Origin of the sequence: Micromonospora sp. DT229 (assembly GCF_049844505.1) — a bacterium.
GTDB lineage: Bacteria > Actinomycetota > Actinomycetes > Mycobacteriales > Micromonosporaceae > Micromonospora.
The window spans coordinates 215,026-227,798 of record NZ_JBNCLD010000003.1 but is presented as its reverse complement, the minus strand read 5'-3'; the positions used below and the strand labels follow the sequence as shown (position 1 = coordinate 227,798).

Annotated in this window: 10 protein-coding genes; 3 read left to right on the top strand and 7 right to left on the bottom strand. The window is 70.1% G+C overall.

Annotated features, from left to right (window positions below):
* Positions 1-166 precede the first annotated feature (166 nt).
* The 5 genes from ACLQ2T_RS06540 to ACLQ2T_RS06520 form a co-directional block, all read right to left on the bottom strand.
* On the bottom strand, positions 167-691 hold the full coding sequence (locus tag ACLQ2T_RS06540) for an endonuclease V (protein ID WP_425765231.1): 525 nt from the start codon (positions 689-691) through the stop codon (positions 167-169).
* 44 nt (positions 692-735) lie between these two features.
* Positions 736-1,284, bottom strand: a complete 549-nt coding sequence (locus ACLQ2T_RS06535) for a GNAT family N-acetyltransferase (RefSeq protein WP_425765065.1) — start codon at positions 1,282-1,284, stop codon at positions 736-738.
* Between the two features lie 79 nt (positions 1,285-1,363).
* The gene (locus tag ACLQ2T_RS06530; protein WP_425765064.1) at positions 1,364-3,028 is read right to left on the bottom strand and encodes a hypothetical protein; all 1,665 of its coding nucleotides are present in this window, start codon (positions 3,026-3,028) and stop codon (positions 1,364-1,366) included.
* A 303-nt stretch (positions 3,029-3,331) separates the two neighbouring features.
* Complete coding sequence (locus ACLQ2T_RS06525) at positions 3,332-5,875, bottom strand: M14 family metallopeptidase (RefSeq protein WP_425765063.1); 2,544 nt, start codon at positions 5,873-5,875, stop codon at positions 3,332-3,334.
* A gap of 138 nt (positions 5,876-6,013) precedes the next feature.
* Positions 6,014-6,556, bottom strand: a complete 543-nt coding sequence (locus ACLQ2T_RS06520) for a GNAT family N-acetyltransferase (protein ID WP_425765062.1) — start codon at positions 6,554-6,556, stop codon at positions 6,014-6,016.
* Positions 6,557-6,655: 99 nt separating this feature from the next.
* Here ACLQ2T_RS06520 and ACLQ2T_RS06515 point away from each other — a divergent pair, with 99 nt between their 5' ends.
* Together ACLQ2T_RS06515 and ACLQ2T_RS06510 are read left to right on the top strand one after the other, a co-directional pair.
* Complete coding sequence (locus tag ACLQ2T_RS06515) at positions 6,656-7,513, top strand: YhjD/YihY/BrkB family envelope integrity protein (RefSeq protein ID WP_425765061.1); 858 nt, start codon at positions 6,656-6,658, stop codon at positions 7,511-7,513.
* Positions 7,514-7,635: 122 nt separating this feature from the next.
* Positions 7,636-9,225, top strand: coding sequence for a phytoene desaturase family protein (locus ACLQ2T_RS06510; RefSeq protein WP_425765060.1), 1,590 nt, complete (start codon positions 7,636-7,638; stop codon positions 9,223-9,225).
* 73 nt (positions 9,226-9,298) lie between these two features.
* Here the strand turns inward: ACLQ2T_RS06510 and ACLQ2T_RS06505 are convergent, their stop codons facing one another.
* Positions 9,299-10,873, bottom strand: a complete 1,575-nt coding sequence (locus ACLQ2T_RS06505; RefSeq protein WP_425765059.1) for a Rieske 2Fe-2S domain-containing protein — start codon at positions 10,871-10,873, stop codon at positions 9,299-9,301.
* A 269-nt stretch (positions 10,874-11,142) separates the two neighbouring features.
* On the opposite strand from ACLQ2T_RS06505, the gene ACLQ2T_RS06500 reads away from it, so the two are divergent.
* On the top strand, positions 11,143-11,364 hold the full coding sequence (locus tag ACLQ2T_RS06500) for a DUF2631 domain-containing protein (protein WP_425765058.1): 222 nt from the start codon (positions 11,143-11,145) through the stop codon (positions 11,362-11,364).
* Positions 11,365-11,614: 250 nt separating this feature from the next.
* On the opposite strand, the gene ACLQ2T_RS06495 is transcribed toward ACLQ2T_RS06500, so the two are convergent.
* Positions 11,615-12,757, bottom strand: coding sequence for a DivIVA domain-containing protein (locus ACLQ2T_RS06495; protein WP_425765057.1), 1,143 nt, complete (start codon positions 12,755-12,757; stop codon positions 11,615-11,617).
* Between the last annotated feature and the right edge of the window lie 16 nt (positions 12,758-12,773).

Genomic DNA, 12,773 nt, shown 5'->3' with positions numbered 1-12,773 from the left:
AGCCTCGACCAGGCCACCGCCCTCGCAGTCGCGCTGCGCGACTCCCTCGGCCACCTGACGGTCATCGACTTCGGCGAAACCACCCTCAGCGAAGAAGACCACCAAAGCCTGCGTACCCGAGTCTGGTGCGATGCCCCACTCGACGACCCTGGCCGCTGTCACCGCCCTAACGACCACGACGGACCCTGCGGAGGGCTTCGCGGGAGCGGAAGTCGGCTCGGCGGATGACCTCCGGGAGGCGGTAGCGCGGGCTCAGGTCGAGGGTCAGCGTGGTCGCCTGGTCCAGGGTGGTGCGGTGGCCCACCGACACGAACACCGGCTTGACCCCAATCTGGGTACGCAGCACGCGGCCCAGCACCTGGCCGTCGGCCCGCAGCGGCGACCAGTCGCCCCGGTCCTCGCCCGGCTCGTCGTACCCGGCGACGAAGGGGGTCTTCGCCACCCCGAAGGTCGGCAGCTCGGGGACGTACGGGAAGCTCACCTCGCCGGGCACCACGGCCGACTCCACCTCGACGCCGGTGGCCAGGTCGAACACCACCGCGGCGGCCGCGACACGCGGCGACGATTTGTCGTACGAGACGTCGACGCCGGCCACCAGTCGTGGCGCGGTGGTCAGGTGTTCGTGCAGGTCGAGACGCTGCCGCAACTGTTCCTGGATACGCTCGGCCTCCGCGACCGACACGGGAGCCACCGAGGCAGGAACCACGGACTGCTCACCGATGCCGGGTGGTCGGGTCACGCCGGGCGGGCCAGGACGAAGGTCTCCAACTCCGCGCCGCCGTACCAGTCGCTGCGGCGACCGACGGATGTCATACCGAGCCGACGGGCCACCGCCATCGATGCGGTGTTGCCCGGGGCGACCACCGCGTGGATCAGCGGTGTTCCGGTGGCGAATTCCCGTTCCATGCAGGCGCGAGCGGCTTCGGTGGCGTACCCGTTGCCCCAGGCCTGCGGGTGCAGGTGCCAGCCCACCTCGATGTCATCGGTGAGCACCTGCTCGTCGCGTCCCGGCAGTGGCTTGATCATCACCGTGCCGACCACCGCGCCGGTCTCGCGCACCTCGATCGCCCAGGTGCCGTACCGGTTGCCATGCTCTGCGTGTCGCCGGTGCCACCTCGCCAACAACTCGGCCGCCTGCGCCGGATCCGTCAACGGGAACCCCGAGGCGGCACCGAGCCACTGAGCGATCTCCGGCCGGGAGTAGATCTCGAACAGCCGGGCCAGGTCCGCCGGCCCATCGGTCCAGTCCCGCACGAGTAGCCGCTCGGTGGTCACGATCGTCATGAACCATGATCATAATTACCGTCGACCTGGCCGCAACACCATTTCCCCGGCCAGTGCAGAGCGGCCACCACTGGTACGACTAGCCCCCGCCCTGCTCCGCTCCGCCGGCTGTCGCAGGCACCGGCTGGTCGAGGAGACGGGTGCTGTGGCGAATCCCCACCGGGATGCTGAGCAACGCCACACCCGCCGCCAAGAGCACCACGAGTTCGGTGAGCACCTGCTGCTGCGGCCAGTTCGTCAGCAGCCGCAGCAGGTACGGCAGCCAGATCAGCCCACCGGCGAGCAGACCCGCCAGGCAGGACCGCCGGGCCAGGCCCAGCGCCCTCCTGCTGACGGCGACGGCATACACCAGGGCAGCGGCCGGCAGCACCGACAAACCGGAAGCTGCACCCAGGGTGAAGACCGTTCCCAGGGAATCATCCGAGTTCGTTCCGGTCAGCGCGTACGACATGAATATGACGAGTCCCGTCAGGCTCATCAGGCCGGCGACGACGACCAGCGCGACCCGCTGTCGGCCGGCGCGTCGCACCAGCAGGGCGGCGCAGCCGACCAGAGCCACGAAGCTGCCCACGGCTATCGACAGGGGAAGGGCCACCCGCCGACCGGCGATCGCGGTCGCCTCGGTGACGCTCGGGATCGTCGTCGCGGAGGCTTCGATCCGGTAGGTGTCACCGACAGTGGTGCCGAACCCGATCCGTTCCCAGCGGCCGGCGGAGTCCCGGCGCGCGTAGCCGTCCCGGCCGTTCGCCACCAGCACCACCACCCCGCCGTCGGCCTGATCCCGCACCAGCAGGGCACGGGACGACAGGTACTCATCGGGGTCCTTCAAGCCGGACTTCCGCAGGCCGAGTCGCGCCCGTGCGTCCTCGTCCACCTGCCAGGCCAGCCGCCAGGTCGCCCCACCGTCCCGGCTCTCCTGCACCGCCAACCGACCCGGTACGACCCGGAAGCAATGCGTGGGCTCCCGTGCCGAGCAGTCCAGCCCGGAGGCGGCGGGCGGGGCCTGCCTACGGAACAGTTCGAGATCGTCACCCTTGAGGGCCGTGAAGGTCAGTCCGTCGTCCGGGCTGATGTCCCACCAGTCGGGCTCCCGGTCAGCGTGGTAGGCGTTACCGTTCCCGCCGACCACCCCACCGCGCCACTCGTACAGGGCGATCGCGTCGTCGTGCTGCGGGGCGGAGGTGGCCGCGACGCCCAGTCCGGCGATCGGCAACACCACGAGCACCGCGACCATCCGCAGCCAACCGGCAAGGGTCGGCCGGGCCCTCGCGGACCGCCACGTCCACCAGGCGAGCCCCAGCGCCGGCAGAGCCAGCAGATCCGTCAGGTCAGCCCGGATCACGGACGGGCCGTTGACCACGCTCCACCACGCCGAGGCCACCGCAGCCCCTGTCGCGGTGGCCTTCACCACCGTGAACCCCACCCCCACCAGCAGGATCGCGCCGACGGCGAGCACCTCGCCCAGCAGACCCGACTCCCCGGTCGTACGCCGGAGGGCAGGTCTGCACCACCCCCACAGTCGAACGGCACCGACCAGCACCAGGGCCAGCAGGGGTGGCGTCATCACCATCCCGGCCACATCACTGAGCTTGCCGGTCAACCAGCCGGGAAAGACCGCCTTCAGCAGATGGTCGTTGACGATCAGCAAGGCGGTGGCCGCCACCGTCACCGGATGGATCAACCAGCGCAGGAAGTTCTCCACCCCGGCTGCATCAGCCGTGCCCTCCTGCCGGAACCCCGCCATTTCCACTCCCCCGTGGTCCAGTGAGCTGCCGTCCTCCACAGTCGACTCAGCAGGTAACGGAGCCGTCTCGCCCGCGCCTCGAACTGGCATTTCCAAGGTCGGTGGCGGGGCCACCATCGATCATGCCGCCCACGATCAACCGGGCTGGGGTGGCGGAGGGCACGACGGACCCTGCTCTCCCACCGACAGCTCCAAACGAATCTTGGACAGCTCCCGTTAGTCGCTAACGGGAACTGTCCAAGAATTACTCTGGGCAGTTCCCGCCGACACGAGAGGCCGGCGGGAACTGCCCAGGATGATCGCTTACTGCCAGAGGGCGGCGGCGACCTGCGGGTACAGGCCCTCGGGGTGGGCCCGGAACAGCGGCTCGGTGCCGAACAGGGTCACGTTCGCCCCCTTCGCCACGCCACTGACCACTACCGCGTGACCGGCGGCGGCCTCCTGGCCACCCCAGTGCCCGGCGAGGAAGAAGCCCTCGGCGGCCAGGCGCTGGTCGACACGGACGTCGTCACCGACGCGGGTGAAGTACTGCGGTGCGTCGACGAACGCGGTCGGCAGCGCGTTACCGGTGATCGGCGAAGCCGGGTCGTTGACCACCTTGACGATGCCGTTGGCGTCGCTGCGTCCCGCCGCGATGGTCACGTCGAGCAGACCGGCGCGGTCGTTGAACTGCTTGCCGCTGGAACCGCGCCCGACGATGGTGCCGCCGTTCGCCAGCCACTGGTTGAAGGCGGCCGCCTGGGTGGCGTTGAGGCTCAGCGGGTTGAACGACGTCGTCGAGACGAAGAAGGCGTCGAAGTCGGCGAAGGACAGGGTGCCGTTGTTGAAGGCGGTGTGGGTCACCGAGATCGGCTGGAAGCCCATCTGCTGCAGGGCGAAGATCTCACCACCGTTGGCCGCGACACCGAGGCGGGTCTTCGACACCGGGGTGGTGTTGCGGACCTGCGGCGGGGTCATCCGGATGAACTCCACCCCGTACGCCTCGGCGACCTGACGGACGACGGCCAGGTCACCGGGCACCACGAAGGTGCCGTCGGCGGTCCGGGACAGCCGTACCCCGTCGTTGAGCAGCTTGTTGACGGCCTGGATGCCGGCCACGGAGTCGACGACCAGCCCGTAGTGGGCCTGCTTGCCCGGCGGTACGGAACCGGTGGCGCGGGCCTCGGTGACCGTACGCAGGGCCTTGTCGTCCAGGGTGACGTTGCCGTCCACCTGCTGCACGGTGGCACCCCAGAGGTGACCGTGACTCCAGGCCGAGATGTCGTACATGGCGTTGAAGTCGTTGGTCACGTCCCGCCCGACCCCGAGCAGGGTGCTGGCCAGGCCCCGCTTGGCCTGACGCATGTCGACGACGTAGGTGCCGGCCTCGTAGTGCGTACGGCCCAGCTTGAACGGCCGCCAGGCGCGCTGCACCTCAAGGTCGTTGTCGAGCATGAACTGCACCAGCCGGGCCGCCGCGGTGGCGCTGCGCTGGTCCGAGCCGGCCGGGATGACGTACGCGCGGGCGAAGTCCTGCAGGTGGGTCTTGACGTTGTCGCCGCGGGCCAGGGAGATGGCCAGCGGGTCGTCGATCGGCCGGGTCGACTCACCGTCCACGCCACGGCGGAACCACTCCAGCTGGTTGGCGAGCAGCTCCTCGCGGTTCTGGGTGGCGTACTCGAAGTTGCCCCGGATGGTGGCGGCGGCAACAGCGGTGTTGATCCGGGTGCGCTCGTGGCGCTCGGCGACGGTCAGGTTGCCCCGGGGGTTCAGCGGCACCTCGATGGTGTGGCCGATGGCGCCGTGGTACATCGCGTACATCGGGGTGAAGATCGGCGGCCAGTCGTCCCAGCCCTGGCTACGGTCCCGGAACGGGATGTCGTTGCGCCGGGTGCCGTCGGAGTTGACGCAGCTGGCCCGGGTCTCCCCGGTGGCCAGCACGGCCCGCTCCATGGACAGCGCGTTGCGCAGCGCGTGCTTGATGTACAGGTCGTACTCGTAGTTGTCACCGTGCGGGCCGGTGGTCGGCTCGATCAGGGTGCAGTTGACGTACCCGTGGATGTCCAGCATGGTCAGCGGGCTGTAGCGGACCAGCTGGGCCCGCACCGCGCGGACCTCCGGCTGCGAGGCCGTGATGTAGTCACGGTTCATGTCGAAGCCGTTGGCGTTGGCCCGGGTGGCGGCCACCCGACCGTCCGGGTTGTTGGTCACCACGAAGGCGAAGACGTGCTTGTTGAGCATGTCCACGACCGACGGGTCGGTGGAGAAGGCCAGGTCCTGCAACACCTGGAGGCTGGCGTCGGTGCCTTCCCACTCGTTGCCGTGGATGTTGTTGTTGACGAACAGCGGGGTGCGCCAGTTGGCGTACCCACCGGCGGCCAGCTTGACCTGGGCCGCGTGCGGGTCGCTGATCCGCAGGTCCGACAGCTGCTGCCAGGTCTTCCACTGGGCGTCGCTCATCGGTGCGGTGGCCACCACCAGGTGCAGGTCCCGGCCGAGCACGGACTGGCCGATCACCTCCACGCTGATCCGGTTGCTGCGTTGCAGGTTGCGCAGGGCCGCCGGGATGTCGTGGTACGGGATGAGGTTGAGCGGAATCGACGCGTCGGTCAGCTCCACCGGCACGTCGGCGATGACATCGTTACGCGGTTTGCCGGGCAGCTTCGCCGACGCAGCCGGTTGGCTGGGCTGGCGACCCGGGGCGTCGGCGGAGCGTCCACGCTGGCCGGGGCCGACACCGAAGGGCAGGTTGGTGTCGGACTGGCCACGCGGTGCGGCGACCGCCGCGTCAGGGGCCTGCGGGTCGGCCGGTGCCGCCACGGCGGCGGTCGCCGGTCCGAAGAGGAGGACCGCCGCAAGGAGAGCCATCAATGGTCGTCGTACAGCCACGCAGATACCTCGCTTCGAGGAGGGGGGCAGGTGGCGACTCTTGATCGCCAACGCCGTTGAATGGCTGTTCTACCAGCGAAGACAACTCAAGTCGATAGCCTCAGGGGTCTGGATGGCCTATTCAGCGGTCAGGAGGAAGGTCTCCACCTCGGTGCCGCCGTACCACTCGGAGCGTCGGCCCACATAGGTCATGCCGAGCCGCCGACAGACCGCCATGGATCGCTCGTTGCCCGGCGTCACCACCGCGTACACCTGGCGGTTGCCGGTGGCGAACTCGCGGGCCAGCACGGCCCGGGCCGCCTCGGTGGCGTAGCCGTGACCCCAGGAGTCGGGGTGCAGATGCCACCCCACCTCGATGTCCTGGGTCGGGGTGTGGCCGTCCGCACCGGGCAACGGCTTGAGCAGTACGCTGCCCGCCAGCTTGCCGGTGTCGCGTACCTCGATCGCCCAGAGACCGTACCGCCCGTGGTACGGGGCGTAGCGCTGCCGCCAGGTGGCCAGCCGCTCGGCGGCCTGTTCCGGTTCGAGCAGCCGTCCCGCTCCCCCGCCCAGCCAGCGCATCACATCTTCCCGGGAGTAGATCTCGAAGATCCGGATGAGGTCGGTCGGCGCGTCGGTCCACTCTCGCAGGATCAGCCGGTCGGTGCTGGCTACCGTCATGGCTGGCGATCCTACGTCGCCGCCACCCCTCGAACCGCCGGCCGGGCCGGGAAGGCCAGCCCAGGCGTGGCCGGATTCGGTACGGGGAACAGAGGTGTGATGGGTGCAGCATGGCGACGGACGAGGCGGATCACCCAGGCCGCCTTCCGGCCGGTACGCGGACGGGACCTGTCACTGCACGCCGCCGCGATCACCTTCTACGGTGCGATCGCCGTGGTGCCGGTTGCCCTGCTGGCGATCTGGCTGACCAGCCTGCTGACGGGAGCCGACCAGGTCCGGCGACTCACCGGGTACGCCGTGAGGGCCCTGCCGGACGCGATCGGTGCGCCCCACGCGGTGGCCGCCCTGGTCGAGGCCGGGGTAGGCCTGACCCCGTGGCTGGCCCTGGCCGCGGTGCTGCCCGCCTCGCTGTACGGCGAAGGGCTGCGCCGGGCCTTCGTGTCGGTCGCCGCCCCCCGCTCGGACGAGCACCTGATCGGCTGGCGGGGACGGCTGTTGCTGCTGCCCCTGCTCGCACCGGCCCCGGCGCTGCTGCTGGCCATCCTGCTGGCCCTGCCGACCACCACCGGACTGGTCCGTCGGGGCGGCTGGGCGGGCGCCCTCGGCGTGGTGCTCTCCTTCCTGGCGGTGTGGCTGGTGCTCACCCCGGTGCTGCTCTGGGTCTTCCGGGTGGTCGGTCCCGCCTCCCCGGACTGGCTCTCCACCCTGCTGGTGGGGTCGTTCACCGCAGCGAACCTCTCCGGCTTCCTGCACGGCTTCGTGCTGTTCGCCTCCCTTCCCCTCGACCTGGGCGTCCCCTTCGGCGGCCTGGACGAGGTAGGCGCCGCCGTAGCCATCCTCCTCTGGCTCTACCTCTTCCACGTCATAGTCCTGGCCGGCTACTCCGCCACCCTCGCCCTGACCAACTGGCGCACCCCCACCCACCCCACCCCACCCACCCACCCCACCCCGCCCTGACCCCGCCCTGACCCCACCCTGACCCGGGTTGATCATGAGGTTGGCGGCACTCCGAAGATCCACAAGTGCCGCCAACCTCATGATCAACCCAGGTGGGCGGGTGGGGTGGTTAGGGTTGGGGGATGGTGACGCGGGTTGATGTGGTGGTGGTGGGGGCGGGGCACAACGGGTTGGTTTCCGCGATCCTGTTGGCGCGGGCGGGGTTGGATGTGTTGGTGGTGGAGAGGGCTGGGGTGGTGGGTGGGGCTACTCGTACGGAGAACCCGTTTCCCAAGGTGCCGGGGTTGCGGCATTCCACCGGGTCCTACTTGCTCGGGCTGATGCCGCCGGAGTTGCTGGCGGCGCTCGACGTACGGCTTCCGGTGTTGCGGCGGGATCCGCACTACTTTCTGCCCACTCCGGATGGGGTCGGGTCGCCGTACCTGCTGTTCGGCACCGACACCTCGGCCACCCGCGCGCAACTGGCCGAGTTCTTCTCCCCCGCCGACGTGGCTGCCGACGACGCGCTGCAAGCCGAGCTGGCCGCGCTGCGGGCCGATCTCGCCCCGGCCTGGCTGGCCGAGCCGCTCACCGTCGAGGAGACCGCACAGCGCTACCTCCGGCCCGCTCTCCAACAGGTCTTCGTCGACCTGGTGCGTGGTTCGGTCGCCGACTACCTGGCCCGCTTCGAGTTCCGCTCCGAACTGCTGGTCAGCATGTACGCGGTCACCGACGGCCTGTCCGGGCTCAACGCCGGCCCGGACGACCCCGGCACCGGGCACAACTTCCTGGTGCACAACATGTGCCGGCTGCCCGGCGCCGACGGCACCTGGATGATCGTCGAGGGCGGCATGGGCACGGTCTCGGGTACCTTCGCCGATGCGGCCCGCGCCGCCGGGGCCCGGATCCTTACCGGCACCCCGGTCACCGCGATCACCCTGGACTCCGGTGCCGCCAGCGGAGTGGTCCTCGCCGACGGCCGCGAGATCGCCGCCGAGGTGGTGCTCGGCGCCTGCGACCCGTACCGGCTGATGGAGCTGGTGCCCGACGGTGCGCTGCCGCCCGCGCTGACCGAACGGATGGTGGCGGCCCGGCGCACCGGCACCACCCTCAAGCTCAACCTGGCCCTGCGCGACCTGCCCCGGTTCTCCTGCCTGCCACCGGACGCGCCGAGCCCGTTCGGCTCCACCATCCACCTGCTGCCCGGGTCGGCGTCACTGACCGCAGGCGGCGGGGAGTCCCCGATGGCGGCGCTGCGGGCGATGTGGGCCGACGTGCGGGCCGGACGGCTGCCGGCGGAGCCGACCATCGAGTGGTACCTGCACACCACGGTCGACCCCTCGCTGGCAGACCCGGCCGGGCACCACTCCTCGGCCCTGTTCGTGCAGTCCGTGCCGTACGAGTTGGTCGGCACCACCTGGGAGGCGGCGCTGCCCGGCTACGTCAACCAACTGGTGGGCATCTGCGAGCGGTACGCCCCCGGCACCGGTGACCTGATCGCCGACGCGGTGCCGCTGCCCCCGCCCGGCATCGAGGAACATTTCGGCATCACCGGCGGACACATCCACCATGTCGACAACACGGTCTCGTTCACCGACCGGATGCCGTACTTCACCGGGGTCGACGGGCTGTACGCGGGCAGCGCCGGCTGTCACCCGGCGGGCAGCGTGATCGGCGCCGCCGGACACAACGCCGCCCGCCGCATCCTCGCCGACCTCGGCCGCACGGTATGAGGTGTAAGGAAGGGCACCTTATTAACGTCTCGCGTAGTAAAGGGGCCCCTTCTTAACACCTCAGGCCGGCAGCTCAGCTCGTCGGCTGGGCGACCTCGGTCTCCTCGCCTACCCGGTGGGCCCGGACCTTGTGCCCGACACTGGTCAGGCAACGACCGCTGGGCAGGTCGAAGCGCCAGCCGTGCAGCTGACAGGTCAACTGGTCGCCGTCGACGATGCCGAACCGGCTCAGGTCCGCCTTCAGGTGCGGGCAGCGGCGCTGCACCACCCAGTCGCCCAGGGTGATGTCCTCGGCGTCGACCGCCCGCTCGTGCTCGTCGTACCAGCCCTCGGCGTACTGGAGGCGCTCGGTGGACAGGCACTTGAAGAAGGCGTACACGAACTCGTTGTACTGGCCGATGCGGGCGGCGGAGAACCGGCAGGACAGGAAGAGGGAGTTGACCCAGTCCACCTCGCCGATGTGCAGCAGGTGCTCGACAAGCGCCCGCTCGGTACGGAACCGGTAGCGCACCTTCTCGTCGGCGTACGGCCGCACCTGCTTGCCGGGGAAGTCCACCACGATGGACTCGACGCTTTCGCCGTCGTAACCGACCAGGTCGAAGCGGACCGGGCCGCCCACCCCCTTGGCCAGGTAGATCGACTCTTCGAGCAGCGGCTCGATGCGCTGCTTCAACTCCTTGAGCACGTCGATCTCCGGGTGCCGCCAGGAGGCCTTCTCCGCCTCGATGATCGGGCGCTTGCGCTCGCGCATCTCCTCCAGGTGGGCCACCTTGTTGGCGAAGAACTCCTCCACCGGCACCGGGTGGGTCGTCGTCGCGCCGGAGGTGGTGACCTCGGAGACGCTGCCCGGCAGCAGCACGATGCCGTTGGTGCCGCCGACCTTGGCGTACTCGGACAGGAAGACCGACTGGTCGGGGAAGATGTTCCCCTCGTCGCCGAAGATGTCGTTGAACTGCCACAGCTCGTCGTCGAGGAAGCAGGGCGGACCGGCGATCGGGAAGACGTGGTCGGCCTTGAGGTCGTCGATGTAGCGCCAGGTGCGGTCGAACTGCCGATCCCGCTTCTGCTTGCCGAAGGCGGTCTTCGCCGACTGCGGCAGCTCGTAGACCATCGGGTACCAGATCGCCCCGGAGAACTGGAGCATGTGGGCGTGCACGTGGCCCAGCTCGGCGAAGGTGCTCAGGTCGGTGGGGCGGGCGTCGTTCTGGTTGAGCAGCCGGACCCCGTCGTACTCCACCCACAGCGACGAGTCACCGATCGGACCGTCGGTCGGGCTGGTCAACGCCTGGATCATGATCTTCAGGCCGCCGTCCAGCTCGACGACCTCCTCGTTGCGGGTCTTCAGGAACTTCGTGAAGCCCAGCTCGCGGAACTCGTCCTCCATCTCCGAGGTGGGGAACTCGGGCAGCAGCACGGTCGCCTTCTTCGACACGTACCGCTTGAGGTGGGCCGCGTCGAAGTGGTCCCGGTGCAGGTGGGAGACGTACAGGTAGTCGACGTCGCCGAGGGTCTCCCAGTCGAGCTGGGAGTTGTCCGGGAACGGGAACCAGGAGGCGAAGTAGGCCGGATTGACCCATGGGTCGCACAGGATGCTGCCCGCCCCCGTGTCGATCCGCATGCTCGCGTGCCCGGTACCGGTCACTCGCACCGCAGTTCCCCCTCAAGAAGACAAATCAAGGCGTACGCCGAAACGCTACCGGAGGTAGCGTGCTCCCCGTCCCTCGACACCGGTAGTCCCCTCCGGCCCGGGGAAGGCGGGCCGTTCGGCCCGTGCGCTCGCTTTCGGACCGGCCCGTTCGGTGCGCCACACCGGTCAGTCCCGGGTGATCTTTTCTCTATCGGCCGGACCCTGCGCCAGGGCCGTCAGCGGGCGTGCCAGACTAACCGGAGATCCGATCGCGAGGGAAGGACCGACCAGTGGCAGGAAGCGAGCCGGTAACGTCGCCAGACCAGCACAAGCCTGGGCACCGCAAGGCCGGGCGGATCGGCGCGATCCTCACCGCGTTCGTGCTGCTGGCGATGCTCTGCGGCAACCACGAGGGCAGGGTCGAGGACCTGTGGCTGATCGGCCTGGCCGCCCTCCTGCTGCTCATCGTGGTCGGCGACGCCGTACTGCGCCGCAACGGCCTGCGGTCCTGACCCCGGCCGCCCGGCAACCGCCGGGCACTTCCGCCCGCCGGCGCCGGCACGTCCGCCCGGCAGCGAGGCCGGACTCGCGGCCGACGACGATGTGCCACCCGGAGCCACCTGCCGATGCGCCACCGGGTGCCGTCGGCTGCTGCGGGAGTCGGGCGACGGGATTACCGAGGCCGGGACGGCCGCCTTTTGCAGACACGAGTTGGGCCCGCCTCCGAGGTCGGAGGGCGGGCCCGATTCGTTTGGTACCGGATCAGCGGCCGAAGAGGATGTTCTGCACGTCCTTGAGGGCGGCGTCGACCTCCGCCTCGAAGTAGCCACCCTGCACCAGGCCGAAGCGCAGCGTGTCCAGGTCCTTCGGGTTGATCGGCATCGGGTTACGTCCGGCCATCCCGCCGAGGAGGGTGTCGAAGAAGCGGTCGACCTGGTCGGGGTCGTACCCGCTGCCGAAGCGACGCACCTGGAAACTGCGCCGGATCTGGTCCACCTGGTAGAGATCGCTGCCGGGAGGGCCGGCCATCGGCGGGCCGCCCGCCGGGGGTCCCGAGGGTCCCGCCATCGAGGGGCCACCCAGGGCCTGTTGCGGCACCGCAGGGGGGCCTGCCGGGCCGCGCCGCAGGTCACGCTCCGACATGCGGATCTCCGCGGTCATGTCCGTACGGGCGCGTCGGCCCGCTTCGAAGCCGTCGAAGCGCGGCTCGTCCGGCGGACCGTAACCGCCCGGCCGCTCCGGCAGACCGTAACCCTCCGCCCGGTCCGGCTGACCGTAGCTGTCCGAGCGCTCCGGAGGACCGTAGCCGTCCGGCGGGCCATAGCTGTCCGCCCGATCCGGTGGGCCGTAGCCGCCCGGCCCGGCCGGCAGGCCGCGTGGCGGGGCGCCATGACCCATCGGGCCCGGACCCCCCGGGGCACCCGGTCCCATCGGCCCGCCCGGGCCGCGCGGCGCGTCGTAGCCGCCGCGAGGTGCGTCGTACCCTCCGGCGAACGCACCGGTGGGCTCGTCATAGCGGTTGTACGGGCCGGCCTGCGCCGGCATCGGCCGGGGTGGCATCGGCGGCTGGGGCATCGCGGCCATGCCCCGGTCCTCACGCATGGGCGGACCCATCCGGTCCGGCGGGCTCATCCGGGCCTCGCCACCGGCCCGGCCGGTGCCCCGCTCCTCAAGCTCGGCCAGCTGTCGCTCGACCCGGTCGAGGTGCAGGTCGACCTGCCACTCGTCGTAACCGTTGAAGCGAACCCGGAAGACGACGTCGTGGACTTCCTGCGAGGTCACCGGTGCCCCCACCGGCTGGCCGGCGAGGGTCGCCTCGACCCGGTCCAGGAAGGCGTCCACCTCGTCAACCTTGTATCCCCGGCGGAGCGCCTTACGCCGGAAACGCTGACCCTGACTCGCCACTATGTCTCCTGGTCTC

Bases quoted from the DNA above. Each gene is read 5' to 3' on its own strand.
- ACLQ2T_RS06535 (WP_425765065.1), bottom strand. From the start codon at position 1,284: ATGACGATCGTGACCACCGAGCGGCTACTCGTGCGGGACTGGACCGAT.
- ACLQ2T_RS06530 (WP_425765064.1), bottom strand. From the start codon at position 3,028: ATGGCGGGGTTCCGGCAGGAGGGCACGGCTGATGCAGCCGGGGTGGAG.
- ACLQ2T_RS06525 (WP_425765063.1), bottom strand. From the start codon at position 5,875: ATGGCTCTCCTTGCGGCGGTCCTCCTCTTCGGACCGGCGACCGCCGCC.
- ACLQ2T_RS06520 (WP_425765062.1), bottom strand. From the start codon at position 6,556: ATGACGGTAGCCAGCACCGACCGGCTGATCCTGCGAGAGTGGACCGAC.
- ACLQ2T_RS06515 (WP_425765061.1), top strand. From the start codon at position 6,656: ATGGGTGCAGCATGGCGACGGACGAGGCGGATCACCCAGGCCGCCTTC.
- ACLQ2T_RS06510 (WP_425765060.1), top strand. From the start codon at position 7,636: ATGGTGACGCGGGTTGATGTGGTGGTGGTGGGGGCGGGGCACAACGGG.